The sequence below is a fragment of the Streptomyces sp. NPDC053755 genome (genome assembly GCF_040677675.1).
In the GTDB taxonomy this organism is placed as follows: Bacteria; Actinomycetota; Actinomycetes; order Streptomycetales; family Streptomycetaceae; genus Streptomyces.
Genome location: NZ_JBFASK010000006.1, coordinates 36,296 through 61,018, shown reverse-complemented (window position 1 = coordinate 61,018; position 24,723 = coordinate 36,296). Strand labels below are relative to the sequence as shown.

Below are 24,723 nucleotides of genomic sequence, written 5' to 3'. Positions count from 1 at the left end.
AGTTCCGGGCGCGGGCGTCAGAGTGCCGCTCCGAAGAGCATGCCGAGGCCGTACGTGAGGGCCGCGGCGGCCCCACCGAGGACGAGCTGGCGCAGGCCGCTGAACCACCAGCTGCGGGCCGTCACCCGGGCCACGAGAGCGCCGCAGGCGAAGAGCCCGACAAGGGCGAGGAGCACGGCGGGCCAGAGCGCTGTCGCCCCGAGCAGGTACGGCAGCACGGGGAGCAGGGCGCCGAGCGCGAACGAGCCGAACGACGACACGGCGGCGATCATCGGCGAGGGCAGGTCGTCGGGGTCGATGCCCAGCTCCTCGCGGGCGTGGATCTCCAGCGCCTGCTCGGGGTCCCGGGAGAGCTGCATCGCCACCTCGCGGGCGAGGGCGGGCTCGACCCCACGGGAGACGTACAGCGCGGCCAGCTCCTCCATCTCGTCGACGGGGTGCTTGCGCAGCTGCCGGCGCTCGACGTCCAGCTCGGCCTGGACCAGCTCCCGCTGCGAGGCGACGGAGGTGTATTCGCCGGCCGCCATGGAGAACGCGCCGGCCGCGAGTCCGGCGAGGCCGGTGATCACGATGGTCTGCTGGGAGACCGCGCCGCCGGCGACACCGGTCATGAGGGCGAGGTTGGAGACGAGTCCGTCCATCGCTCCGAACACGGCGGGGCGCAGCCATCCGCCGTTCACGTCACGGTGCGTGTGGTTGTCGCGGTGCGCCTCGTGGAGCGGTGCCTCGGTTTCGATGATGGACATGCTTCTCCCCTGTCGTTCCAGCGGGTCGGGCTGACCCCGCCACCCCCAGCACTGTCGAAAATACGCGCGATGTAAGGGGTGCGCCAGCAAGGCAGGCCGTACTTAGTAAGGCTCCCCTGATCTTTTCGACGTGGTGTCAGGCGGGTGACAGAAACGATTCCGCGCACGCTTCCCGCCCCTCGCGGGGACAGATCAGGGAACCGTGAAAGGGGAGCGAGATGGTGAGCGAGACGGGGACCAGGATCTGCGGCACGCGCGAGCGCGCCCGAGGCGCACTGCTCGGCCTCGCGGTCGGCGACGCACTCGGCGCCCCCGCCGAGAACATGCGTCCCTCGGAGATCCGCCGCCGCTGGGGCCGGATCGAGGGCTTCGTGACGGACCGGCCGGCCGGGACCGACGACACGGAGTACGCGATCTTCTCCGGACTGCTGCTCGCCCGGCACGGCTCGGCACTGACCGTCCGCCATGTGGAACGGGCCTGGCACCACTGGATCGCCGACCTGGACGAGGGCCCCTTCCGGGGCGCCGGGTTCAGCGAGCGCGGCACCCTGGAGAACCTCCGGCGGGGCCTCGCCGCCCCCATCTCAGCCCAGCACCGTCACGCCTGGTCGGACGGGCTCGCCATGCGCGCCGCCCCGTTCGGGGTGTTCGCGGCGGGGCGCCCGTCCGAGGCGGCCAGGCTCGTCGCCATCGACGGCAGCGTCAGCCACGACGGCGAGGGGATCTACGGCGGCCAGGCGGTCGCGGCCGGCGTCGCTGCGGCGATGACGGGCGCGTCGGTGACCTCGGTCATCGCGGCCGCGCTCTCCGTCGTCCCGATGGACTCGTGGACGGCCCGGTCGATGCGCCGCGCGGTGGTGGCGGCCCAGCGCATCCAGCCCGACCCCCTGACCAGGGAGCGCACCGTCCGCTCGGCGGTCGTCATCGGCGGATACCCGTGGACGGACCTGGCCCCCGAGGCCGTCGCCCTCGCCTTCGGCGCCTTCGCGGCGGCGCGGGGCGACTTCCGTACGGCCGTCCTGACCGCGGTCAACATGGGCCGGGACGCCGACACCACGGCGGCGGTCGCGGGCGCGCTGGCCGGCGCGGCGGCGGGCGCCTCGGCGATCCCGGAGGAATGGGCGACGGCGATCGGCCCGGTGAAGGGCAGCTGTCTGCCGTCGATGCGGGGCTATCACGTCCTGGACATCGCCGACCTGCTGACGGCGGACGAGGAGGAGGCGGCATGACGACGACGGACTCCACCCCCCGCGCCTACGGCTCCGGAGCCTCCGCCGCGACCGCCGCCCCCTCTCTGACCGAGCCCTCCACCATGGCCGCCGCCCCCTCTCTGACCGAGCCTCCGGCCGTGGCCGCCGCCCCCTCTCTGACCGAGCCTCCGGCCGTGGCCGGGCCTCCCGCCGTCCTGCCCTTCGGCGACACCGCATGGGACGACGGCCGACCCCAGCCCTCCCGGCCCGGCACCCCGCGAACGGCGGAGGACCCGGGCCCCCACGGAGGCGCCGACGGCCGGCCGCTGCCCTCCCGGCCCGGCGCCTCCGGCCGCGGGGATGCTTCCGGGACCGCGGAGGTCGCTCCCGGGACGGGCGTGGGGGGCGGGCGGTCCCGCACCGACCGCGTCGAGGGACTGCTCCTCGGTCTCGCGGCGGGCGACGCCGCCGGCTGGCCGGCCGCCCGGCACCGCGCCGCCCGCATGCCCGAGTGGACCCGCCGGCTCACCCGCGAACTCGACACGTTCGCCGAGCAGAACGCGACCACCACCCTTCCCGTGCCCATCGCCCTCAACCAGCCTCCCGAGCCGCTGCGCCTCGGCCCCTCGGACGACGCCGAGTGGGCCGTCTTCACCGCCGAGGCCGTCCTCGCCGCCGCGGGTCCCCTCTTCTCCTCCCTCGCTCCCGACCGCCGTCTCCGGGCCGCCGTCGACCTCGCCTGGAACGCGCTCGCCGGCCAGATCGCCGCCGCCGCCGACCGCGCTCCCGAGGTGGAGTCCGCCGTCCTGCCCCTGCGGGCCCGGATCTCGGTCCGCGCCGGGCTCGGCAATCTCGCCACCGGTCTGCGCCCGCCGGCCACCGGCCACGACAACCCGCACTTCTTCGACGACGCCGCCTGCGTCCGCGCCGTCGTGCTCGCGGTCGTCCACCCGGGCGACCCGGTCGCGGCCGCCGAACTCGCCGAGTTCGACGCCCGGTACACCCAGGACGGCGACGGTGTCCACGGAGCCCGCGCGATGGCGGCGGCCGTCGCCGCCGCGCTCGGCGGGGCGGCCGTGGACGACGCCGTGGCGGCGGGGCTCGCCCAGCTCCCGCCCGCCACCGAGATCGGGCGCAACGCCCGGCAGGCCGTGAAGATGGCCCAGGACGCGGAGTCCGCCTTCGAACTCGTCCCCCTCCTGGAACACCAGATCGTCGACCACGTCTACAGCTACGGCATCGCCGCTGCCGAGACCGTCCCCGTCGCCCTCGCCCTCGCGATCGCCGCACGAGGCCGCACGGCGGCGGCCGTGCCCGCGGCCGCCTGCCTCTCCCGCGTCGCCGACTCCGCCCCCGCGCTCGCGGGCGCCCTCACCGGGGCGCTCGGGGGCGGCGGCTCCGTCCCCGCCACCTGGCGCGACGCCTGCCGCACTCTCGCGGGCTGCGCGCTCCCCCGCCTCGCGGGCACGGATCTGGTCGAACTCGCCGGGCTGCTGGGAGACACGGAACCGGCCGCCACGGGTGGACAATTCCGGCATGACACCCACACTGGATGACCGGATCACCGGCAGCCTCGTCGGGGCCGCCGTGGGCGACGCCCTCGGCGGCCCCGTCGAGGGCTACACCCCGACCCAGATCCTGGAGCGCCACGGCGGCCGGATCACCGGCATCGTCGGCCCCTGGAACGGCGACTCCTGGCGCACGGCCCGTCCCATCGCGCCGTACCACAAGGGCGACGGGCACGTCACCGACGACACCCTGATGACGCACGCCCTCGTCAGGGTGTACGCGACGGTGCGCGACCACCTCGACGCGTTCGCGGTGGCGGACCACCTGGTGCCCGAACTCATCGCGAACCCCGTCTGGATCCCGGAGCTGGAGGCCGAAGCCCTTCCCCTCCAGCGGATCTTCCTCGCCGAGAAGTGGATCGTGACGCGGCTCCACTACGGCCATGTCGACCCCCGCGAGGCGGGCAACGGGAACGTCGTCAACTGCGGTGCGGCGATGTACATGGCGCCCGTCGGGCTGGTCAACGCGGCCGACCCGCGGGCCGCGTACGCCGAGGCGCTGGACGTCGCGGGCGCGCACCAGTCCTCCTACGGCAGGGAGGCGGCGGGGGTGTTCGCCGCGGCGGTGGCGGCGGCCTGCGACCCCTCCGCCACACCCGCCTCCGTGGTGGACACCGCACTCTCCCTCGCGAAGGACGGCACCCGGGCGGCGATCGAGGCGGTCGCCGAAGTCGCCGTCCGGTACACGGACTTCGAGTCGGCCCTGGTACCGCTGCGCGCCGCGGTGGCGCCCTTCGACTCGGTGGGCCCGGACTACCGCGCGCCGTCCCTCGGCGCGCGCCGCCCGTCGCGTCTGCACGCCATCGAGGAGCTGCCCGTGGCCCTGGGGATGCTCCTGGTGGGCGAGGGCGACTACCGCCGTACGGTGCTGGGCGCGGTCAACTACGGGCGGGACTGCGACTCGATCGCGACGATGGCGGGGGCGGTCGTGGGCGCCCTGCACGGCGAGTCCGCCGTGCCCGCCGACTGGGCGAAGCGGGTCGCCGAGGCGAGCCGTCTGGATCTGCACGCCCCGGCGGCGGCGTTGAGCGCGGTCGCACGGGAGGTCTTCGAGCGGGACACCGCCCGGCGCCGGGCGCACGAGTCGGCGTACGCGGCCCTGACGAGCGCGGACCGATGAACCTGCGCGTCACCTGGGTGCAGCCGGAGGACCTGGTCGGGCACGAACTCCGCCAGGCGGCGGAGGACGGCCGCGACGCCTCCTCGATCGCGGCCCGCTGGCAGGCGGCGGGCGGCAGACCGGCGCCTCCCCTCGCGGGCGCCTCGCCGACCCCGCGCCCCGACCTCCGCCCCCTGGCGGAACGCCTCCTCGACGAACTGGCCGCCCTGCCCTCCCCCCTGGCCCTCCGGGAACCCACCGGCCTCGCCGCCATCCGGGCCGTCGCGAGCACCCCCGGCAGCGCACCTCCCCCGCCCACCGGCGCCGCTCCTCCCCCGCTCCCCCGCGCTGCCACCGGGCCCGCCGCCCCCGGGCCGACGGAGCCCTCCCCGCTCCGCGACCGTCTCCACGCCGCCTGGCTCGGCCGCGCCGCGGGATGCCTGCTCGGCAAGCCCGTCGAGAAGCTGCCCCTCCCCGCCATCCGCGCCCTCGCCCGCGCCGCCGGCAACTGGCCGCTCCGCTCCTGGTTCACCGCCAAGGGCGTGCCTCCCGAGCTGCTCGCCGCCCACCCCTGGAACCGCCGTTCCGCACCCACCTCGCTGGCCGAGAACATCGACGGCATGCCCGAGGACGACGACCTCAACTACCCCCTCCTCAACCTGCTGCTCCTCCAGCGGTACGGCCGCGACTTCACCACCGCGGACGTCGCCCGCCTCTGGCTCGACGAGCTGCCCGCCGGCCGCACCTTCACGGCCGAGCGCGTCGCCTACCGCAACCTCCTCGACGGTGTCGAACCCCCGCTGACCGCCGTCCGACGCAATCCCTTCCGCGAATGGATCGGCGCCCAGATCCGGGCCGACGTCCACGGCTGGACCCACCCGGGCGACCCGGCCGCCGCCGCCGCGCAGGCCCACCGGGACGCGACGCTCACCCACACCGCGAACGGCGTCTACGGCGCCATGTTCGTCGCCGCGGTCCTCGCCACCGCCGCGACCGGCACCGCCGACGTCCACCAGGCGCTGGCCTCCGGTCTCACCGTCATCCCTCCCCGCTCACGCCTCGCCGAGGCCGTGCGCCTCGGCATCGACACCGCCTGCGCGACCGCCGACTTCGACGCCGTCGTGGACCGGCTGCACGCCGCGCTCGGCGGGTATCACTGGGTCCATGCCGTTCCCAACGCCGCCCTGCTCGCCGCCGCGCTCACCCATGCCGACGGCGACTTCTCCCGCTCCCTGTGCGCGGCGGTCTCCGGCGGCTGGGACACCGACTCCAACGGCGCCACCGCCGGATCGGTCGCCGGTCTGCTCGCCGGCCACCCCGACCGGCTGCCCACGCGCTGGACCTCCCCCCTCAAGAACCGACTGTCGACCTCGGTCCCGTCCTTCGACGGCATCGGCTTCGACACCCTGGCCGAACTGACGCATCTGGAGGCAGTACACCCATGACCGGCATCGTGGTGCTCGGCAGCACCAACATGGACCTCGTCGCCTTCGTGCCCAGGGCCCCCGCACGCGGAGAGACCGTCACGGGCCGGGAGTTCCGGACCATTCCCGGCGGCAAGGGCGCCAACCAGGCCGTCGCGGCCGCCCGGGCGGGCGCCGAGGTCGCGATGATCGGCGCGGTCGGCGACGACGACTTCGGCCTGCGGCTGCGGGCCGCGCTGGAGGGGGCGGGGGTCGAGACCGACCTGCTGCGCACCTCCGAGGGCCCCTCGGGCACGGCCCACATCGTCGTCGACGACGAGGGCGGCAACGCGATCGTCGTCGTCCCCGGCGCCAACGGCACCGTCACCTCCCTCACCCACGGCGACGAGGCCCTGATCGGCACCGCCGACGCCCTCCTCCTCCAGCTCGAACTCCCCCTCTCCGTCGTCGCCGAAGGCGCCGCCACCGCCCGCCGCCTCGGCGTCCGTACCGTCCTCACCCCCGCCCCCGCCCAGCCGCTTCCCGCCGGACTCCTCGCCGCGACCGACCTCCTGGTGCCCAACGAGCACGAGGCGGCCGCGCTCACGGGCATCGCCGACCCGCACGCCGCCGCGGCGGCGCTGCTGCGGGACGTGCCCGAGGTGGTCATCACCCTCGGCGCCGCGGGCAGCCTCTACCTCGCCCGGGGCGGCGAACCGGTCACCGTCCCGGCTCCCCCCGTCCGGGCCGTGGACACCACCGCCGCCGGGGACACCTTCGTCGGCGCGCTCGCGGTCGCCCTCGGCGAGGGCCGCCCCGTCCCCGAGGCGCTGGCCTGGGCGTCGACCGCCGCCGCGCTCTCCGTCCAGCGGACGGGCGCCTCCTCCTCGATGCCGTACCGCTCCGAGATCGACACGGCCCACGCCTCCCTCACCGGGCGGGAGGTCGACGCCGTATGAGGCCCCCGCTGACGCCCCCCGGGAAGGCGGCCCCTCTCCAGGGCCTGCGCGTCCTCGACCTCGCCACCCTCTTCGCCGGGCCCCTGGCCGCCATGATGCTGGGCGACTTCGGAGCCGACGTCGTCAAGATCGAGCATCCCCGCAAGCCGGACCCGTCCCGTGGGCACGGCCCCGCCAAGGACGGAGTCGGCCTGTGGTGGAAGGTCCTCGGCCGCAACAAGCGGACGATGACCCTCGATCTGTCCGCCCCCGGCGGCCGGGACACCCTGCTGCGGCTCGCCGCCGACGCCGACGTGATCGTGGAGAACTTCCGCCCCGGCACCCTGGAACGCTGGGGTCTGGGCTGGGAGGAGCTCTCCGCCGTGAACCCCGAGCTGGTCCTCACCCGGGTCACCGGCTTCGGGCAGTTCGGGCCGTACTCCCACCGCCCCGGCTTCGGCACCCTCGCCGAGGCCATGAGCGGTTTCGCCTCCATCACCGGCGAGCCGGACGGTCCGCCCACCCTTCCCCCCTTCGGTCTCGCCGACTCGATCGCCGCCCTGGCGACGGCGTACGCGGTGATGACCGCGATCGCCGCCAGGACGGCCACCGGCCGCGGCCAAGTCGTGGACATGGCGATCATCGAACCGATGCTCTCCGTCATCGGACCGCACCCCCTCTGGTACGACCAGCTCGGCTACGTCCAGCCGCGCACCGGCAACCGCTCCCGCAACAACGCCCCTCGCAACACCTACCGCACCGCCGACGGCTCCTGGGTCGCCGTCTCGACCTCCGCCCAGTCCATCGCCGAGCGCGTCCTGCGGCTGGTCGGCCGCCCCGAACTGATCGACGAGCCCTGGTTCGCCGACGGAGCAGGCCGCGCCGACCACGCGGACGTCCTCGACGAGGCGGTCGGCACCTGGATCGCCCGCCACACCCGCGAGGAGGCCATGACCGCCTTCGAGAAGGCCGAGGCCGCGATCGCGCCCGTCTACGACATCCGGGACGTGATGGAGGATCCGCAGTACCGCGCCCTGGACACCGTCACCGAGGTCCCCGATCCCGAGCTGGGTCCGATCCGCATGCAGAACGTCCTCTTCCGGCTCTCCGACACCCCCGGCGCGATCCGCTGGGCAGGCCGCCCTCACGGCGCCGACACCGCCGACGTGCTCGCCGAGCTGGGCCTCTCCGCCGCCGAGATCAGCGCGCTGCGCGCCGAGGGAGCCGTATGAGCCACCCTCTCACCTGGCTGTACGCCCCAGGCGACCGCCCCGCCGTCGTCGGCAAGGCCCTGACCTCCGGCGCCGACGTGGTCATCGTCGACCTGGAGGACGCGGTGGCGCCGGAACGCAAGGCATACGCCCTCTCCGCCACCGTCGATCTGCTCTCCGACCCCCACCCCGTGCCGGTCCACGTCCGCATCCACACCCCCCGGGACATCGCTCCCCTGGCCTCCCTCCCCGGCCTCGGCGGTTTCCGCGTTCCCAAGGTGACACACGCCACTGACATCCACCGGATCGCCGAAGCGTTCCCCGGCGTTCCGCTCTTCCCGCTCCTGGAGAGCGCGCTGGCGGTCGAGCACGCCTACGCCATCGCCTCGGCCCATCCGGCCGTCCACGGCATCGCCCTCGGCGAGGCGGACCTCCGCGCCGACCTGGGGCTACGCTACGACAGCGGTCTCGACTGGCCGCGCAGCCGCGTCGTGGTCGCCGCCCGCGCGGCGCGCCTCCCGCCCCCCGCCCAGTCCGTCCACCCCGACGTACGCGACCTGGACACGCTGGCGGCCGACTGCGCCCGGGGACGGTCCCTCGGCTTCCTGGGCCGGGCGGCGATCCACCCGCGCCAGCTCCCCGTCATCGAGCAGGCGTACCTCCCGACGCCCGACGAGGTCGCCGCGGCCGAGGAGGTCGTCAAGGCGGCGGAGGCGGAGGCGGGTGCCCTGGCCCTTCCGGACGGGCGTTTCGTCGACGCGGCCGTGGTGGACGGCGCCCGCCGCGTGCTGGCCCTGGCCGCGAGGGCGTAGGACGACGACCGGGCGGTGTACGACGACAGGGCCGCCCGGCACCTCTCGGTACCGGGCGGCCCTGTGCGCGAAGGGAGGAGGGTCAGCTCTTGCCGGAAGCTCCCGCTCCGTGGTCGGCGCCGTCCTTGGCGGACGCGCCGTCCCGCGGCGCGTCCGCCGGCTCCCCGCCCTGGGCGGAGCCGGAGGCCCCGCCGGAGTCCCCGGAGCCGGACGCCGAGCCGGTCGCGGAGTCCTGGGCGTCGGCGGCCCCGTCCTCGGAGCCCTCCGCGTCCTCCGCGCCCTTGTCGTCCGCGTCCTCGGACCGGCCGGACGCCTTGTCGCCCTTCGTCTCGGGCTCCACGATCTCCTCCCGCCCCGGGCGCACCCGCGACGAGATCACGATGTAGACGACGGCCAGGACGAAGACGACGATCGCCGTCCACACGTTCAGGCGCAGGCCGAGGACGTGGTGCGCCTCGTCGACGCGCATGTACTCGATCCAGCCGCGGCCGGCGCAGTACGCGGCGACGTAGAGGGCGAAGGCCCGCCCGTGGCCCAGCCGGAAGCGGCGGTCCGCCCAGACCACGAGCAGAGCGACGCCGATGCACCACAGCGACTCGTACAGGAAGGTCGGGTGGTAGAGCCCGGGCTCGCGGTTCGCACCGGCGCTGATCTTCAGGGCCCACGGCAGGTCGGTGGGCTTGCCGTACAGCTCCTGGTTGAACCAGTTGCCCCAGCGGCCGATCGCCTGGGCGAGGGCGATGCCGGGCGCGATGGCGTCCGCGTACGCCGGCAGCGGGATGCCACGGCGGCGGCAGCCGATCCAGGCACCGACCGCGCCGAGCGCGATGGCGCCCCAGATGCCGAGGCCGCCCTCCCAGATCTTGAAGGCGTCGACCCAGTTCTCACCCTCGCTGAAGTACAGCTGGTAGTCGGTGATCACGTGGTAGAGCCGGCCGCCGACGAGGCCGAAGGGCACCGCCCAGACGGCGATGTCGGCCACGGTGCCGGCTTTGCCGCCCCGGGCGATCCAGCGCTTGTTGCCGTACCAGACGGCGACGAAGACACCGATGATGATGCAGAAGGCATAGCCGCGCAGCGGAACCGGTCCGAGATTGATCACACCGGTCGACGGGCTGGGAATGTAGGCAAGGTCCATGGCAGGACCGACGCTACCCTGCCGGGCGGGCGGGACGGCAGCCCGCCCGGCAACGTATGCGTAACTACCGGTCTCAGCCGGTGGCCTCCGGGGAGGCCGTGCCGGGCTTCTTGCCCTTGCCGGCCTCGGCGACCCACTTCTTGAGGTTCTCCGGGGAGATCTGCTCGCTCCCCTTCGTCGGGAAGATCGATTCTCCGTCGAGGAGCACCGACGGGGTGCCGCGGAAGTCGCTGTTCTTGAAGGCCGTGTTGGACTTGCCGACCCAGCTGTCGTGGGTGCCGTCCTCGACGCAGCTGCGGAAAGCGGGGGTGTCGAGGCCCGGCACCTTCGCGGCCAGCTCCAGCAGCTTGGCGTTGTCCGCGAAGGCGTCGTCGGTCTCCGGCGGCTGGTTGATGTAGAGCACGTCGTGGTACGCCGTGAACTTGCCGGCGTCCTGGGCGCACGCGGCGGCGTTCGCCGCGCGCAGGGAGCCGCTGCCGCCCATGTTGCCGTCGATGATGGTGGCCAGGTGGTACTCCGTCTTGAGGGCGCCGGACGCCTCCAGCTCGTGGATGGTGTCCCGGAACGCGTTCTCGAAGGACGCGCACGCCGGGCAGCGGAAGTCCTCCCAGATGGTGAGCGTCGCCGGAGCGTCCGTCCGCCCCGTCGGGATCGCCGGCGCGTCGTCGCCGATCGCGCCGGTGGGCGCCACCACCGGTCCCGCCTTGTCGGAGCCGCTGTCCTTGCCGCCGCTGTTGGCCGCGATCACCCCGACGACCGCGGCCAGGCCGAGGACGCCGACGACCGCCGCCGACACGATGAGGACGCGCCTCTGCTTCTCGCGCGCCTTGTCGCGGTCGCGCTGCTCCTTGAGGCGCTCCCGCGCGCTCTGCTTACCGTCTCGGTTCTTCTCGCTCACGCCCTCAGCAACGAACCGGGGAGGCACGTACGCGCCTCCCCGGTCACAGTCCACCCATACGGGCTACAAGGCGCGCCGCACGCCCTCGGCGAGTTCGCCCGCCAGTTCCCTTACGGCGGCGAGCCCGGCGGCCTCGTCCTCCGCGTCGAGCATGCGCTTGACGAACGCGGAGCCGACGATGACGCCGTCGGCGAAGGCCGCCACCTCCTTGGCCTGCTCGGCGTTGGAGACGCCGAGGCCGACGCACACCGGCAGCCCGGCCGTGGCGCGGGTGCGGCGGACGAGGTCGGCGGCCTGCTCGCCGACCGATTCGCGGGTGCCGGTGACGCCCATCAGGGAGGCGGCGTAGACGAAGCCCGAACCGGCGGCCGTGATGGTGGCCAGACGCTCGTCCCTGCTGCTCGGCGCGACGACGAAGACGGTGGCGAGACCGTGCTTGTCGGCGTGCTCGCGCCAGGTCGCGGACTCCTGGACCGGCAGGTCGGGCAGGATGCAGCCGGCGCCGCCGGCCGCGGCCAGCTCCTCGGTGAAGCGCTCGATGCCGTAGCGGTCGATCGGGTTCCAGTACGTCATCACGAGCACCGGCTTGCCGGTGGCGGCGTGCGCCTCGCGGACCGTGCGCATGACGTCGGCGATCCTGACGCCGCCCCGCAGGGCGATGTCGTCGGCGGTCTGGATGACGGGGCCGTCCAGCACCGGGTCGCTGTGGGGCAGCCCCACCTCGACGATGTCGGCCCCGCCTTCGAACACGGCCTTGACGGCCGCGATGCCGCCGTCCACGGTCGGGAACCCGGCCGGAAGGTAGGCGATGAGGGCCGCGCGGTTCTCCGCCTTCGCCTTGGCCAGGGTGTCGCCGAGAAGCTGGATGTTGCCGCTCACTTGGTGTCCCTCCGGATCTCGCCCGCGCCGTCCTCGGCGGCGGCGTCGGCCTCGACGGCGGCCGCGTCTGTGTCGTACAGGCCGAAGTACCGGGCGGCCGTGTCCATGTCCTTGTCGCCGCGTCCGGAGAGGTTGACGACGATCAGTCCGTCCTCGCCCAGCTCCCTGCCGACCTGGAGCGCGCCGGCCAGCGCGTGCGCCGACTCGATGGCCGGGATGATGCCCTCGGTGCGGGAGAGCAGCCGCAGGGCCTGCATGGCCTCGTCGTCGGTGACGGCGCGGTACTCGCCGCGGCCGGTGTCCTTGAGGTAGGCGTGCTCCGGGCCGATCCCGGGGTAGTCCAGGCCGGCCGAGATGGAGTACGGCTCGGTGATCTGGCCCTCGTCGTCCTGGAGGACGTACGACCGGGAGCCGTGCAGGATGCCGGGCTCGCCGGCGGTGAGGGTGGCGGCGTGCTCGCCGGTCTCGACGCCGTGGCCGGCCGGCTCGCAGCCGATCAGCCGGACGCCGCTGTCGGGGATGAAGGCGTGGAAGAGGCCGATGGCGTTGGAACCGCCGCCGACGCAGGCGACGGCCGCGTCGGGCAGGCGTCCGGCGCGCTCCAGGATCTGGCGGCGGGCCTCGACGCCGATGACCCGGTGGAAGTCGCGGACCATGGCCGGGAAGGGGTGGGGTCCGGCGACCGTGCCGAAGAGGTAGTGGGTGCGGTCGACGTTGGCGACCCAGTCGCGGAACGCCTCGTTGATGGCGTCCTTCAGGGTGCGGCTGCCGGACTTCACCGCGATGACCTCGGCGCCGAGCATCCGCATGCGGGCGACGTTCAGCGCCTGGCGCTGGGTGTCGATCTCGCCCATGTAGATGGTGCACTCGAGCCCGAAGAGGGCGCAGGCGGTGGCGGTGGCGACGCCGTGCTGGCCGGCGCCGGTCTCGGCGATGACCCGGGTCTTGCCCATGCGCTTGGTGAGCAGGGCCTGCCCGAGCACGTTGTTGATCTTGTGCGAGCCGGTGTGGTTGAGGTCCTCGCGCTTGAGGAAGATCCGGGCGCCGCCGGCGTGCCCGGCGAACCGGGGCACTTCGGTGAGGGAGCTGGGGCGGCCGGTGTAGTGGACCATCAGGTCGTTGAGCTCGCGGGCGAACTCGGGGTCGGCCTTGGCCTTGTCGTACTCGACGGCGACCTCGTCCACGGCGGCGACGAGGGCCTCCGGGATGAACTTGCCGCCGTAGGCGCCGAAGTAGCCCTCGGCGCTGGGGACCTGACCCTCGGGGTCCGGGATGAAGAACTCGCTGGACATGCGGCTGCTCCTCGCGGGGCGTGTGCCCCGGGTGGCGTGCGGTTGGCGGTCACGACAGGCGCGCACCGGCCGCCGCCGCACATCCGCGGCCCCCCACGGAGGGGGCGAGATGTCAGGCGGTGGTCGTGGTGGCGCGCGCGGTGCGCGGGCGCCATCGCATGCCGTTGACCTGGCCGGGCTCGTCGCCGATCACGTACCGCACCCGGCGGCCGTGGACACGGCGGGCGGGCGCGCGGCAGCCGCGCGGACGGCAGCCTCGGGCGAGCGGGGGGTGGACGGGCGCGGCGGCGGTGCGGAGCCTGCCGCGGCGACCGGGCGCCGACGGCACGCCCGCCACGCTCCGGGCGGCGGTGCCCGGAGCGTGCGGCGTGTCGTGGCGTCGGGTCACGGGCGGGTCAGCTCCGGCCGTGGCGCAGGGCCGGGTGGGCGCCGGCGGCGACCAGGTCGGCGACGGCGGCCTTCGGGTCGCGGCCGGTCACGAGCGACTCGCCGACCAGGACCGCGTCGGCGCCGGCGTTGGCGTAGGCGATGAGGTCGTGCGGGCCGCGGACGCCGGACTCGGCGACCTTGACGATGCCGGCGGGGATCTCCGGGGCGACGCGCTCGAAGGTGGAGCGGTCGACCTTGAGGGTCTTGAGGTTCCGGGCGTTGACGCCGATGACCCGCGCGCCGGCCTCGACCGCGCGCTCGGCCTCCTCCTCGTCGTGCACCTCGACCAGCGGCGTGAGGCCGATGGACTCGGCACGCTCGATGAGCGAGACCAGGGCCTCCTGCTCGAGGGCGGCGACGATCAGGAGCGCGAGGTCCGCGCCGTACGCCCGGGCCTCCCACAGCTGGTAGGCGGTGACGATGAAGTCCTTGCGCAGGACGGGAATGTCGACCCGGGCCTTGACGGCCTCCAGGTCGGCGAGCGAGCCGCCGAAGCGGCGCTCCTCGGTGAGCACGGAGATGACGGCCGCGCCGCCCGCCTCGTAGTCCGCGGCCAGACCGGCCGGGTCGGCGATCGCGGCGAGCGCGCCCTTGCTCGGGCTGGAGCGCTTCACCTCACAGATCACCTTGACGCCGTCCCCGCGCAGTGCGGCGACGCCGTCCTTGGCCTGCGGCGCCTTGGCGGCGCGCTCCTTGAGCTCGTCGAGGGAGACCCGCGCCTGCCGCTCTGCGAGGTCGGCGCGCACGCCTTCGATGATCTCGTCGAGCACACTCACGCGAGAGGCCCCCTTCCGGGACGGTGATGGTGACGTTGGTGAAGATGAACCAGGTTCAGCCATGTCGATGGTATCCGCAGCGCGGCCCGAGGCCCGCATCCGGTGGAGGTGCGTCCCACGTGGTGGGACTTCACGGTGCGAGCGCGGCGCCGAACGGCAGGTTCCGCACAAGGGTGAAGACGCCCACGACGGCGCCGATCACCCACCACCAGGGCGGGGAGATCACGAAGCGCGTCGGCACCCCGCGGACGGCGCGAATCAGCCAGACGGCCATGACGACGGCGAAGAGGCCGTAGCCGACGACGGCGAGGGCGTTCGCGCCGAGGGCGGTCCCGATCTCCCCGTGGACGAAGGCGTGGGCGCTGCGCAGACCGCCGCAGCCGGGGCAGTACAGGCCGGTGAAGCGCAGCAGGGGGCAGACGGGGTAGTGCCCGGGTTCGTTGGGGTCGACGGTGCCGACGTAGGCGAAGGCGGCGGCGACGGCGCCGAGCGCGCCGAGGGGGGTGAGCAGCCGTCGGCCGCGCGACCGCGGCGCGGCTCCTCCCGGCTGCCCGGGCAGGGGCCCGTGTCCGGGCCGGAACACCGGCGCGGTGGGCTGACGCGGGTGCTCGGGCACCGCCTCCCGCGGGGTCGCCGAAGGCGGCGGGGCTGCTTCGTCGGTCACGGCGGGGGCCGTCGGCTTCGCGTCCACCCGGTGATTCTCGCCCCTGACGCGGGAAGGCGCAGCCCGGCTCGGCCGGACCGCGCCTTCTCGCGGGTCGTGCGTCAGACTCGCGCCTTCTCGGACGCCGCCGCGCGGGCGGCCGCCACGTGCTCGGGCTCCTTGGGCATGCCGAGGCCCGCGGCCTTCATGGCGAGGCCGACGACACCGCCGAGGACGATGACGGCGATCCCGGCCCAGAAGCCGGGCACGTTGGCCGCCACCATGAAGACTCCGGCGATGCAGAAGCCGATGAAGGAGATGATGACACCGGTCCAGGCGGCCGGGGTGTGTCCGTGGGCGCTGCCCGCCATGAGTTGCTCCTCGTTGCTGTTGCTCGGTGGTGGCTCAGTGGTGAGGTCACGCCTGCGCGGACACTCAGGGTCATTGTCCCGCACACAGGGGCGCGGGGATGAATCGGGGTGGCGCAAGGAGCACGCGTCGCGCTCAGCCGTCGTGCGTGGGGTCCTCGCCGCGGTCCAGGGCCTTCCACAGGTCCTCGGGGCGGTCGGGGTCGGTGCCGGGCCGGGCGGCGGGCCCGCGGGCCGGACGGGCGCTCCGGGGACCGCCCTCGCGCTCGTAGCGGCCGCCCATGGCGGGCCAGGCGGCGCCGTAGCGCAGGGCGAGGAGCCCGGCGAGCAGGATCAGGACGGCGCCGGCGGCCGTGACGTAGGGCCACGCGGTGTGGGTCAGGCCGGTCACCGAGGCGGCGGTGTCGCCGGTGACGCGGGCGGCCTCGGCGTCCAGGGCGCCGCTGTCGGAGGCGCCGAGGAAGGAGGCGAGCACCGCGCCGGCGCCGCTGAGGGCGAGGAGCCCGGAGACGAGGGTGCGGCCGGTGCGGCGGACGGCGAAGACGGCGACGAGGGCGGCGAGCCCGACGATGGCGAGCGCCGTGGGCACGCCGGTGACGGTGCCGCCGTCGGCCTCGACGGGCACGGTGCCACCGCCGACGGTCGCGGTCCCCTCGGCCCAGATCTGCCCCGCGGAGAGCAGGACGACGGTGGCTCCGAGGGCGCCGAGCAGGAGGGCCGCGGCGAGGCTGCGGCGGCCACCGGGTGCGGTGGCCGCGCCGCTCGCGCGTGCGGCTCGGGGCTGGGGTACGGGTACGGCACTCACGTACCCCACTATCCCCTACGCGCCCGGCGCGGCGTTCATCCGGTTGGCGGTGTGGACCGCGCGCAGCACGGCGGCCGCCTTGTTGCGGCACTCGTCGTCCTCGCCCACCGGGTCGGAATCGGCGACGACACCCGCTCCGGCCTGCACGTACGCGGTGCCGTCGCGCAGGAGGGCGGTACGGATGGCGATGGCGGTGTCGGCGTCGCCCGCGAAGTCGAGATAGCCGACACATCCGCCGTACAGGCCTCTCCGTGACGGCTCCAGCTCCTCGATGATCTGCATCGCGCGGGGCTTGGGCGCGCCGGAGAGCGTGCCGGCCGGGAAGCAGGCGGTGAGGACGTCGAAGGCGGTCCTGCCCTCGGCGACGCGCCCGGTCACGGTCGAGACGATGTGCATGACGTGCGAGTACCGCTCGATCGACATGAAGTCGACGACCTCGACGGAGCCCGGCTCGCAGACCCGGCCCAGGTCGTTGCGGCCGAGGTCGACGAGCATGAGGTGCTCGGCGCGCTCCTTGGGGTCGGCGAGCAGTTCGTCGGCGAGGTCGTGGTCCTCCTGCGGTGTGGCGCCGCGGTGCCGGGTGCCGGCGATCGGGTGGAGCATCGCCTGTCCGTCCTCGACCTTGACGAGGGCCTCGGGCGACGATCCGACGACGTCGAAGCCGTTCTCGAAGCGGAAGAGGTACATGTACGGGGACGGGTTGGTGGCCCGCAGGACCCGGTAGACGTCGAGCGCGGAGGCCTCACAGGGGGTCTCGAAGCGCTGCGAGGGCACGACCTGGAAGGCCTCGCCGGCCCTGATCCGCTCCTTGATGTCCTCGACGGCGTCCTGGTAGGCCGTGCCGCCCCAGAGGGCCGAGAACTCCGGCAGTTCGGAGACGGGGAGGGCGGCGGGGGTGGATCCGACGGGGCGGGCCAGATCGGCCTCCATCGCGTCGAGGCGGGCGACGGCGTCCGCGTACGCCTCGTCGACGCCGGTCTCCAGGTCGTTGTGGTTGATCGCGTTGGCGATCAGCAGGACCGTGCCGTCCCAGTGGTCGAGGACGGCGAGGTCGCTGGTGAGGAGCATGGTCAGCTCGGGAAGCCGCAGGTCGTCGCGGCCGTGCTCGCCGATCTTCTCCAGGCGCCTGACGATGTCGTAGCCGAGGTAGCCGACCATGCCGCCGGTGAAGGGCGGCATGCCGGAGGCCAGGTCGCGCGGCGTGTGCAGGGCCTCGACGGTGGCGCGCAGGGCCTGGAGGGGGTCGCCGCCGGTCGGCACGCCGACGGGCGGCGTGCCGAGCCAGTGGGCCTGGCCGTCACGGACCGTGAGGGTGGCGTCGCTGCGGACGCCGACGAAGGAGTAGCGCGACCAGGACCGGCCGTTCTCGGCGGACTCGAGGAGGTAGGTGCCGGGGCGTTCGGCGGCGAGCTTGCGGTAGAGCCCGACCGGGGTGTCGCCGTCCGCGAGGAGCCGGCGGCTGACAGGGATCACGCGGCGGTCGGCCGCCAGCTTGCGGAAGGTCTCGAGGTCCATGGCGGCTGACCTTACTGGGAGAGCGGGAGCACGTCGGCGTCGAAACAGGTGCGGGCACCCGTGTGGCAGGCGGCGCCGACCTGGTCGACCTTGACGAGCACGGTGTCGGCGTCGCAGTCGAGGGCGACCGACTTGACGTGCTGGACGTGGCCGGAGGTGTCGCCCTTGACCCAGTACTCGCGGCGGCTGCGCGACCAGTAGGTGCAGCGGCCGGTGGTGAGGGTGCGGTGCAGGGCCTCGTCGTCCATCCAGCCGAGCATCAGCACCTCGCCGGTGTCGTACTGCTGGGCGATGGCCGGGAGGAGCCCGTCCGGGCTGCGCTTGAGGCGCGCGGCGAGGGCCGGGTCGAGATTGCTGCTCATGCGGCCATTGTGCCGTGGCCGGCGCGTTCGCCCCGCAGGGCGTCCACTGGGCGGAACGGCGGCCCGCGCCGTACGCTGGCGGGCATGTCGACCCATGCCAAGCGTGAACGACTTCTTCTCGCCGACCTGTTGGAGGCGGCGGGGCCCGAGGCCCCGACCCTCTGCGAGGGGTGGACGACCCGGGACCTCGCGGCCCATGTGGTGGTGCGCGAGCGCCGGCCCGACGCGGCGGCCGGGACGGTCGTGCCGTTGCTGAAGGCGCGGCTCGACCGGGTCCAGGCCGAGTTCGCCGACAAGCCGTACGAGGAGCTGATCCAGCTCATCCGTACGGGTCCGCCCCGGATGTCGCCGTTCACGATCAAGCAGGTGGACGAGGGGGCGAACACGGTCGAGTTCTACGTCCACGCCGAGGACGTGCGCCGCGCCCAGCCCGACTGGTCGCCGCGCGAGCTGGACCCGGTCTTCTCGGACGTGCTGTGGGCCCGCCTGGAGAAGGGGGCGCGGCTGCTCGGCCGCAAGGCGCCGGTGGGCCTGGTGCTGCGCCGCCCGAACGGCCAGACGGCGGTGGCGCACCGGGGCACGCCGGTGGTGACGGTGTCCGGCGAGCCCGGTGAGCTGACGATGTTCCTCTTCGGCCGGCAGGACGCGGCGAAGGTGGAGGTGGACGGCGAGCGGGAGGCCGTGGACCGGCTGCACCAGGCGAAGCAGCTGGGGATCTAGGGCGAATGTCGAAAGTCCCGCCGAGTGGCGCTCGGCCGCCCGCGGCGCCGTGTGTCCGGCCGTGTCGGGCGAGCCCCCGCCGGTGGGACCGGCGGGGGCTCGTGCCCGGGGGGCGTGGGTACGGAGGTCAGCGGACCGGGTGGCCCGCCCCCCTCAGCGCGTCCTTGACCTGCGAGATCCGCAGGTCGCCGAAGTGGAAGACGGAGGCCGCGAGCACGGCGTCCGCGCCCGCCTCGATGGCCGGGGGGAAGTCGGCGAGACGTCCCGCGCCACCGCTCGCGATCACCGGAACGGTGACGTGCCGGCGGACGGCGGCGATCATCTCGGTGTCGTAGCCGTCCTTCGTGCCGTCCGCGTCCATCGAGTTGAGCAGGATCTCGCCCGCGCCCAGCTCGGCGGCCCGGTGCGCCCACTCGACGGCGTCGATGCCGGTGCCCTTGCGGCCGCCGTGCGTGGTGACCTCGAAGGTCCCGGCTGGCGTGCGGCGGGCGTCGACCGACAGGACCAGCACCTGGCGGCCGAAGCGCTCGGCGATCTCCCGGATCAGCTCGGGGCGGGCGATGGCCGCCGTGTTGACGCCGACCTTGTCGGCGCCGGCCCGCAGCAGCTTGTCGACGTCGTCCGCCGAACGGACGCCACCGCCCACGGTCAGCGGGATGAAGACCTGCTCGGCGGTGCGGCGCACCACGTCGTAGGTCGTCTCCCGGTTGCCGGAGGAGGCGGTGATGTCGAGGAAGGTCAGCTCGTCGGCGCCTTCGGCGTCGTACAGCTTCGCCATCTCGACGGGGTCGCCCGCGTCCCGCAGGTTCTGGAAGTTGACGCCCTTGACGACCCGGCCGTTGTCCACGTCCAGGCAGGGGATCACGCGTACGGCGAGGCTCACGCGCCCTCACCGCCGCCCTGTCCCTCGGGACGGTACGCCTCGACCTCGACCTCGACGACCAGGCTCGGGTCCACGAACCCGGAGACGATGATCATCGAAGCGGCCGGGCGGACCGCGTCGAACAGCTCCTTGTGGGCGCGGCCGACGTCGTCCACGTCCCGGGCGTGGGTGATGTACATCCGGGTGCGGACGACGTGCTCCGCGCCGAGGCCGAGCTGCCCCAGCGCGGCGATGGCGACGTTGAAGGCGTTGACCGTCTGCTCGTACGGTCCTCCGCCGGCGATCTGTCCGTCGACGATGGAGGTGCAGCCGGAGACCAGGACCAGGCCGCTGGGCAGCTCCACCGCGCGGGAGTAGCCGAACTGCTCTTCCCAGGGGGCGCCGGTCACGACCTTGCGGACGGAGCCGGTCATACGGACGCCACCGCCTCCAGCGCCTCCTCCAGGGTGAACGCCTTGGCGTACAGCGCCTTGCCGACGATCGCGCCCTCCACGCCCTCGGGGACGAGCCCGGACAGGGCGCGCAGGTCGTCCAGGGACGAGACGCCGCCGGAGGCGACGACGGGCTTGTCGGTGGCGGCGCAGACGTTCTTCAGCAGTTCCAGGTTGGGGCCCTGGAGCGTGCCGTCCTTCGCGATGTCCGTGACGACGTAGCGGGCGCAGCCCTCGGAGTCGAGGCGGGCCAGCGTCTCGTAGAGGTCGCCGCCGTCGCGGGTCCAGCCGCGGCCGCGCAGGGTGGTGCCGCGGACGTCGAGGCCGACGGCGATCTTGTCGCCGTGCTCGGCGATGACCTTGGCGACCCACTCCGGGGTCTCCAGGGCGGCCGTGCCGAGGTTGACGCGGGTGCAGCCGGTGGCGAGGGCCGCGGCGAGCGAGGCGTCGTCGCGGATGCCGCCGGAGAGCTCGACCTTGATGTCCATGGCGCGGGCGACCTCGGCGATCAGCTCACGGTTGTCGCCGGTGCCGAAGGCGGCGTCGAGGTCGACCAGGTGCAGCCATTCGGCGCCGGAGCGCTGCCAGGCGAGGGCCGCCTCCAGCGGGGAGCCGTAGGAGGTCTCCGTACCGGACTCGCCGTGCACGAGGCGGACGGCCTGGCCGTCGCGGACGTCGACGGCGGGGAGGAGTTCAAGCTTCTGAGCCATGATCAGAGGGTCTCGATCCAGTTGGTGAGGAGCTGGGCACCGGCGTCGCCGGACTTCTCGGGGTGGAACTGCGTCGCCCACAGGGCGCCGTTCTCGACGGCGGCGACGAAGGGCTCCCCGTGGGTGGCCCAGGTGACCTTGGGGGCGCGGATGTTGGGGTTGCCGATCTCCAGGCTCCACTCGCGCACCGCGTAGGAGTGCACGAAGTAGAACCGGGCGTCGGCGTCGAGGCCGGCGAACAGCTGGCTGTCCTCGGGCGCGTCGACGGTGTTCCAGCCCATGTGGGGGACGATCGGGGCCTTGAGGGGCTCGACCGTACCGGGCCATTCGTCGAGGCCCGCGGTCTCCACGCCGTGCTCGATGCCGCGCTCGAAGAGGATCTGCATGCCGACGCAGATGCCCATGACGGGGCGGCCGCCGGCGAGCCGGCGGTCGACGATCCACTGGCCGCGGGCCTCCGTGAGGCCCTTCATGCAGGCGGAGAAGGCTCCGACACCGGGGACGAGGAGTCCGTCGGCGTTCATGGCGCGGTCGTAGTCGCGGGTGATCTCGACGTCGGCGCCGACGTGGGCCAGGGCCCGCTCGGCGGAGCGGACGTTGCCGAAGCCGTAGTCGAAGACGACGACCTTCTTCGGGGTGCTCGCAGTGCTCATTCCCAGATCCCCTGAATCCGCAGGACGCCGGCGACCAGACACATCACGGAGGCGATGCTCACCAGCACGATGAGGCCCTTGGGCATGTCCTGCTTGACGAAGGAGTACACACCGCCGGCGAGGAAGAGCCCCACCACGATGAGGATGGTGGAGAGGCCGGTCACAGGGCGCCCTTCGTGGAGGGCAGGATCCCGGCCGCGCGCGGGTCGCGCTCGGAGGCGTAGCGCAGGGCCCGGGCCAGCGCCTTGAACTGGCACTCCACGATGTGGTGGGCGTTGCGGCCGTACGGCACGTGGATGTGCAGCGCGATCTGGGCCTGCGCGACGAAGGACTCGAAGATGTGGCGGGTCATCGTCGTGTCGTAGGAGCCGATCATCGGCGCCATGTTCTCGGGCTCGGTGTGCACCAGGTAGGGGCGGCCGGAGAGGTCGACGGTCACCTGGGCGAGCGACTCGTCCAGCGGGACGGTGCAGTTGCCGAAGCGGTAGATGCCGACCTTGTCACCGAGGGCCTGCTTGAAGGCGGCGCCGAGCGCGAGGGCGGTGTCCTCGATGGTGTGGTGGGAGTCGATGTGCAGGTCGCCGTCGGTCTTGACCGTGAGGTCGAAGAGGCCGTGGCGGCCGAGCTGGTCGAGCATGTGGTCGTAGAAACCGACGCCCGTGGCGACGTCGACCTTGCCGGTGCCGTCGAGGTCGATCTCGACGACGACGGAGGTCTCCTTGGTGGTGCGTTCGACCCGTCCTACGCGGCTCATGAACTCTGCTCCTTCTTCAAAGCGCGAACCGCATCGAGGAACGCGTCGTTCTCTTCGGGGGTGCCCGCGGTGACCCGCAGCCGGCCCGGTACGCCGTTGTCCCGGACCAGGACGCCCTGGTCGAGGATCTTCTGCCAGGCCGCGTGGGAGCCCTCGGCTCCGTCGAAGCGGCCGAACTGCACGAAGTTGGCGTCGGAGTCGGTGACGTCGAAGCCGATGGCCCTCAGCTCGGTGACCAGGCGGTCGCGCTCGGCCTTGAGCTGTTCGACGTACCCGAGAAGCGTATCGGTGTGCTCCAGGGCGGCGAGCGCGGTGGCCTGGGTGACGGCGGAGAGGTGGTACGGCAGGCGCACCAGCTGGACGGCGTCGACCACGGCGCGGTGGGCGGCGAGATAGCCCAGGCGCAGTCCGGCGGCGCCGAAGGCCTTGGACATGGTGCGGGAGACGACCAGGTTCGGCCGGCCCTCGAGCAGCGGCAGGAGGGAGTCCCGGTGGCTGAACTCGACGTACGCCTCGTCGACGACGACGAGGGACGGCTTGGCGGCCTGGGCCGCCTCGTACAGCGTCTCCACTGTCTCCGCCGCGACGGCGGTGCCGGTGGGGTTGTTGGGTGAGGTGATGAAGACGACGTCGGGGCGGTTCCGCTCGACGGCGTGGGCCGCGGCGGCGACGTCGATCGTGAAGTCCTCGTCGCGCGGGCCGGAGATCCAGCCGGTGCCGGTGCCCCGCGCGATGAGCGCGTGCATCGAGTACGAGGGTTCGAAGCCGATGGCCGTGCGGCCGGGGCCGCCGAAGGTCTGGAGCAGCTGCTGGAGGACTTCGTTGGAGCCGTTGGCGGCCCAGACGTTCTCGACGGTGACCGGGTGCTTTCCGGTACGCGTGAGATAGCGGGCGAGTTCGGTGCGCAGCTCGACCGCGTCCCGGTCGGGGTAGCGGTTGAGGCCGCGGGCGGCCTCGGCGACCCGCTCCGCGATCCGGGCCACGAGGGGCTCGGGCAGCGGGTAGGGGTTCTCGTTGGTGTTGAGCTGGACGGGGACGTCGAGCTGCGGCGCGCCGTACGGCGACTTGCCGCGCAGCTCGTCCCTGATGGGCAGGTCGTCGATGCCGACCTTGTCGTACGAGGTCACTGGCCGGGCACCTTCCATCCGAAGCGCGCCTTGAGGGCGGCGCCGTGGGCGGGCAGGTCCTCGGCCTCGGCGAGGGTCACCACGTGGTGGGTGACCTCGGCGAGGGCCTCGCGGGTGTAGTCCACGATGTGGATGCCGCGCAGGAAGGACTGCACGGACAGGCCCGAGGAGTGGCAGGCGCAGCCGCCGGTGGGCAGGACGTGGTTGGAGCCGGCGCAGTAGTCGCCGAGGGAGACGGGTGCCCAGGGGCCGACGAAGATCGCGCCGGCGTTGCGCACCCGGTCGGCGAGGGCGGCGGCGTCGGCGGTCTGGATCTCCAGGTGCTCGGCGCCGTAGGCGTCGACGACCGTGAGGCCGTCCTCCAGGTCGCGGACGAGGACGATCGCGGACTGCCGGCCGGCGAGGGCCGGGACGATCCGGTCGTCGATGTGCTTGGAGGCGGCGACCTGGGTCTTCAGCTCGGCCTCGGTGGCGGTGGCCAGCTCCTCGGAGTCGGTGACGAGGACGGCGGCCGCCATCGGGTCGTGCTCGGCCTGGCTGATCAGGTCGGCGGCGACGTGGACGGGGTCGGCGGTGGAGTCGGCCAGGATCGCGATCTCGGTCGGGCCCGCCTCGGCGTCGATGCCGATGCGGCCCTTGAGGAGGCGCTTGGCCGCGGCGACGTAGATGTTGCCGGGTCCTGTGACCAGGTTGACGGGGGCGCAGCCGGGCTCGTCCTCGGTGCCCTCGGTGCCGTACGCGAACATGGCGATGGCCTGGGCTCCGCCCGCGGCGTACACCTCGTCGACGCCGAGCAGCGCGCACGCGGCGAGGATCGTCGGGTGCGGCAGGCCGCCGAACTCCTTCTGGGGCGGCGACGCGATGGCCACGCCCTCGACGCCGGCCTCCTGGGCCGGGACGACGTTCATGACGACGGAGGAGGGATAGACGGAGCGGCCGCCGGGGACGTAGAGCCCCACGCGCTCGACGGGGACCCACTTCTCGGTGACCGTGCCGCCGGGCACGACCTGGGTGGTGTGGGTGGTCCGGCGCTGCTCGCGGTGGACGATCCTGGCCCGGCGGATGGACTCCTCCAGGGCCGCCCGGACCGCCGGGTCCAGCTCCTCGAGGGCGCCGGCGATCGTCTCGGCCGGGACGCGCAGCCCGGCGACGCGGACGCCGTCGAACCTCTCGCCGTAGTCGATCACCGCGGCCGCGCCATGATGCCGTACGTCCTCGCAGATGGGCCGCACCTTCTCCAGGGCGGCTTCCACGTCGAACTCGGCACGGGGCAGCAGGTCGCGCAGCGCGGCACCCTCGGGGAGGGTGTCGTCGCGCAGATCGATTCGAGAGATCACGGGTCAATTCTCTCAGACGCCCCACGGGCGCCGGAC

Annotated in this window: 28 protein-coding genes; 8 read left to right on the top strand and 20 right to left on the bottom strand. The window is 73.6% G+C overall.

What is annotated here, in order from left to right:
- Positions 1–17 precede the first annotated feature (17 nt).
- Positions 18–746 carry a VIT1/CCC1 transporter family protein gene (locus AB0K65_RS09115; protein ID WP_365715124.1) on the bottom strand — a complete coding sequence of 243 codons (729 nt, stop codon included), beginning with the start codon at positions 744–746 and terminating at the stop codon, positions 18–20.
- Between the two features lie 218 nt (positions 747–964).
- On the opposite strand from AB0K65_RS09115, the gene AB0K65_RS09110 reads away from it, so the two are divergent.
- The 7 genes from AB0K65_RS09110 to AB0K65_RS09080 are packed head-to-tail and all read left to right on the top strand — an operon-like array spanning position 965 to position 8,967.
- On the top strand, positions 965–1,975 hold the full coding sequence (locus tag AB0K65_RS09110) for an ADP-ribosylglycohydrolase family protein (protein ID WP_365715123.1): 1,011 nt from the start codon (positions 965–967) through the stop codon (positions 1,973–1,975).
- Positions 1,972–3,492 (top strand): ADP-ribosylglycohydrolase family protein, encoded by a 1,521-nt coding sequence (locus tag AB0K65_RS09105; protein ID WP_365715122.1) that lies wholly within the window; start codon positions 1,972–1,974, stop codon positions 3,490–3,492. Before AB0K65_RS09110 ends, AB0K65_RS09105 begins: the two co-directional genes overlap by 4 nt.
- Positions 3,473–4,624: an ADP-ribosylglycohydrolase family protein gene (locus tag AB0K65_RS09100; RefSeq protein WP_365715121.1), complete on the top strand. Its 1,152-nt coding sequence runs from the start codon at positions 3,473–3,475 to the stop codon at positions 4,622–4,624. The genes AB0K65_RS09105 and AB0K65_RS09100 overlap by 20 nt, the downstream gene beginning before the upstream one ends.
- On the top strand, positions 4,621–6,048 hold the full coding sequence (locus AB0K65_RS09095) for an ADP-ribosylglycohydrolase family protein (protein WP_365715120.1): 1,428 nt from the start codon (positions 4,621–4,623) through the stop codon (positions 6,046–6,048). The genes AB0K65_RS09100 and AB0K65_RS09095 overlap by 4 nt, the downstream gene beginning before the upstream one ends.
- Positions 6,045–6,965: a ribokinase gene (gene rbsK, locus AB0K65_RS09090; protein ID WP_365715119.1), complete on the top strand. Its 921-nt coding sequence runs from the start codon at positions 6,045–6,047 to the stop codon at positions 6,963–6,965. Before AB0K65_RS09095 ends, rbsK begins: the two co-directional genes overlap by 4 nt.
- Positions 6,962–8,176, top strand: coding sequence for a CoA transferase (locus AB0K65_RS09085; RefSeq protein WP_365715118.1), 1,215 nt, complete (start codon positions 6,962–6,964; stop codon positions 8,174–8,176). The genes rbsK and AB0K65_RS09085 overlap by 4 nt, the downstream gene beginning before the upstream one ends.
- Positions 8,173–8,967 (top strand): aldolase/citrate lyase family protein, encoded by a 795-nt coding sequence (locus AB0K65_RS09080; RefSeq protein ID WP_365715117.1) that lies wholly within the window; start codon positions 8,173–8,175, stop codon positions 8,965–8,967. The genes AB0K65_RS09085 and AB0K65_RS09080 overlap by 4 nt, the downstream gene beginning before the upstream one ends.
- 82 nt (positions 8,968–9,049) lie before the next feature.
- Here AB0K65_RS09080 and lgt read toward each other — a convergent pair whose 3' ends face one another.
- The 11 genes from lgt to hisI form a co-directional block, all read right to left on the bottom strand.
- A complete protein-coding gene (gene lgt, locus AB0K65_RS09075; RefSeq protein ID WP_365715116.1) occupies positions 9,050–10,105 on the bottom strand; it encodes a prolipoprotein diacylglyceryl transferase in 1,056 nt (351 codons plus the stop codon).
- Positions 10,106–10,178: 73 nt separating this feature from the next.
- Entirely contained in the window at positions 10,179–11,003 is an 825-nt protein-coding gene (locus AB0K65_RS09070) for a thioredoxin domain-containing protein (protein ID WP_365715115.1), read from the bottom strand.
- 63 nt (positions 11,004–11,066) lie between these two features.
- A complete protein-coding gene (gene trpA, locus AB0K65_RS09065) occupies positions 11,067–11,882 on the bottom strand; it encodes a tryptophan synthase subunit alpha (protein ID WP_365715114.1) in 816 nt (271 codons plus the stop codon).
- A complete protein-coding gene (gene trpB / locus AB0K65_RS09060; RefSeq protein WP_365715113.1) occupies positions 11,879–13,174 on the bottom strand; it encodes a tryptophan synthase subunit beta in 1,296 nt (431 codons plus the stop codon). The genes trpA and trpB overlap by 4 nt, the downstream gene beginning before the upstream one ends.
- A gap of 112 nt (positions 13,175–13,286) precedes the next feature.
- Positions 13,287–13,502 carry a tryptophan synthase subunit(beta) gene (locus tag AB0K65_RS09055; RefSeq protein ID WP_365715245.1) on the bottom strand — a complete coding sequence of 72 codons (216 nt, stop codon included), beginning with the start codon at positions 13,500–13,502 and terminating at the stop codon, positions 13,287–13,289.
- Positions 13,503–13,569: 67 nt separating this feature from the next.
- A complete protein-coding gene (gene trpC, locus AB0K65_RS09050; RefSeq protein ID WP_365715112.1) occupies positions 13,570–14,379 on the bottom strand; it encodes an indole-3-glycerol phosphate synthase TrpC in 810 nt (269 codons plus the stop codon).
- A 130-nt stretch (positions 14,380–14,509) separates the two neighbouring features.
- Positions 14,510–14,938: a DUF2752 domain-containing protein gene (locus AB0K65_RS09045; protein WP_365715244.1), complete on the bottom strand. Its 429-nt coding sequence runs from the start codon at positions 14,936–14,938 to the stop codon at positions 14,510–14,512.
- A 206-nt stretch (positions 14,939–15,144) separates the two neighbouring features.
- A complete protein-coding gene (locus AB0K65_RS09040; protein ID WP_365715111.1) occupies positions 15,145–15,393 on the bottom strand; it encodes an HGxxPAAW family protein in 249 nt (82 codons plus the stop codon).
- A gap of 133 nt (positions 15,394–15,526) precedes the next feature.
- A complete protein-coding gene (locus AB0K65_RS09035; protein ID WP_365715110.1) occupies positions 15,527–16,204 on the bottom strand; it encodes a TIGR02234 family membrane protein in 678 nt (225 codons plus the stop codon).
- Between the two features lie 6 nt (positions 16,205–16,210).
- Positions 16,211–17,710 (bottom strand): anthranilate synthase component I, encoded by a 1,500-nt coding sequence (locus tag AB0K65_RS09030; RefSeq protein WP_365715109.1) that lies wholly within the window; start codon positions 17,708–17,710, stop codon positions 16,211–16,213.
- 11 nt (positions 17,711–17,721) lie between these two features.
- Positions 17,722–18,072 (bottom strand): phosphoribosyl-AMP cyclohydrolase, encoded by a 351-nt coding sequence (hisI, locus tag AB0K65_RS09025; protein WP_365715108.1) that lies wholly within the window; start codon positions 18,070–18,072, stop codon positions 17,722–17,724.
- Positions 18,073–18,156: 84 nt separating this feature from the next.
- On the opposite strand from hisI, the gene AB0K65_RS09020 reads away from it, so the two are divergent.
- A complete protein-coding gene (locus AB0K65_RS09020) occupies positions 18,157–18,792 on the top strand; it encodes a TIGR03085 family metal-binding protein (protein WP_365715107.1) in 636 nt (211 codons plus the stop codon).
- Between the two features lie 127 nt (positions 18,793–18,919).
- Here the strand turns inward: AB0K65_RS09020 and hisF are convergent, their stop codons facing one another.
- From hisF to hisD, 8 genes are read right to left on the bottom strand one after another with little or no spacing between them, the layout of a single operon-like run.
- Entirely contained in the window at positions 18,920–19,675 is a 756-nt protein-coding gene (gene hisF, locus AB0K65_RS09015; RefSeq protein ID WP_365715106.1) for an imidazole glycerol phosphate synthase subunit HisF, read from the bottom strand.
- Complete coding sequence (locus AB0K65_RS09010; protein WP_365715105.1) at positions 19,672–20,088, bottom strand: RidA family protein; 417 nt, start codon at positions 20,086–20,088, stop codon at positions 19,672–19,674. The genes hisF and AB0K65_RS09010 overlap by 4 nt, the downstream gene beginning before the upstream one ends.
- Positions 20,085–20,816 (bottom strand): bifunctional 1-(5-phosphoribosyl)-5-((5-phosphoribosylamino)methylideneamino)imidazole-4-carboxamide isomerase/phosphoribosylanthranilate isomerase PriA, encoded by a 732-nt coding sequence (priA, locus tag AB0K65_RS09005; protein WP_365715104.1) that lies wholly within the window; start codon positions 20,814–20,816, stop codon positions 20,085–20,087. The genes AB0K65_RS09010 and priA overlap by 4 nt, the downstream gene beginning before the upstream one ends.
- 2 nt (positions 20,817–20,818) lie before the next feature.
- Positions 20,819–21,469 (bottom strand): imidazole glycerol phosphate synthase subunit HisH, encoded by a 651-nt coding sequence (gene hisH / locus AB0K65_RS09000; RefSeq protein ID WP_365715103.1) that lies wholly within the window; start codon positions 21,467–21,469, stop codon positions 20,819–20,821.
- Entirely contained in the window at positions 21,466–21,633 is a 168-nt protein-coding gene (locus AB0K65_RS08995) for a hypothetical protein (RefSeq protein ID WP_365715102.1), read from the bottom strand. The genes hisH and AB0K65_RS08995 overlap by 4 nt, the downstream gene beginning before the upstream one ends.
- Positions 21,630–22,223: an imidazoleglycerol-phosphate dehydratase HisB gene (hisB, locus tag AB0K65_RS08990; RefSeq protein ID WP_158986436.1), complete on the bottom strand. Its 594-nt coding sequence runs from the start codon at positions 22,221–22,223 to the stop codon at positions 21,630–21,632. Before hisB ends, AB0K65_RS08995 begins: the two co-directional genes overlap by 4 nt.
- Positions 22,220–23,350 (bottom strand): histidinol-phosphate transaminase, encoded by a 1,131-nt coding sequence (locus tag AB0K65_RS08985; RefSeq protein WP_365715101.1) that lies wholly within the window; start codon positions 23,348–23,350, stop codon positions 22,220–22,222. The genes hisB and AB0K65_RS08985 overlap by 4 nt, the downstream gene beginning before the upstream one ends.
- Positions 23,347–24,687 (bottom strand): histidinol dehydrogenase, encoded by a 1,341-nt coding sequence (hisD, locus tag AB0K65_RS08980; RefSeq protein ID WP_365715100.1) that lies wholly within the window; start codon positions 24,685–24,687, stop codon positions 23,347–23,349. Before hisD ends, AB0K65_RS08985 begins: the two co-directional genes overlap by 4 nt.
- Positions 24,688–24,723 lie beyond the last annotated feature (36 nt).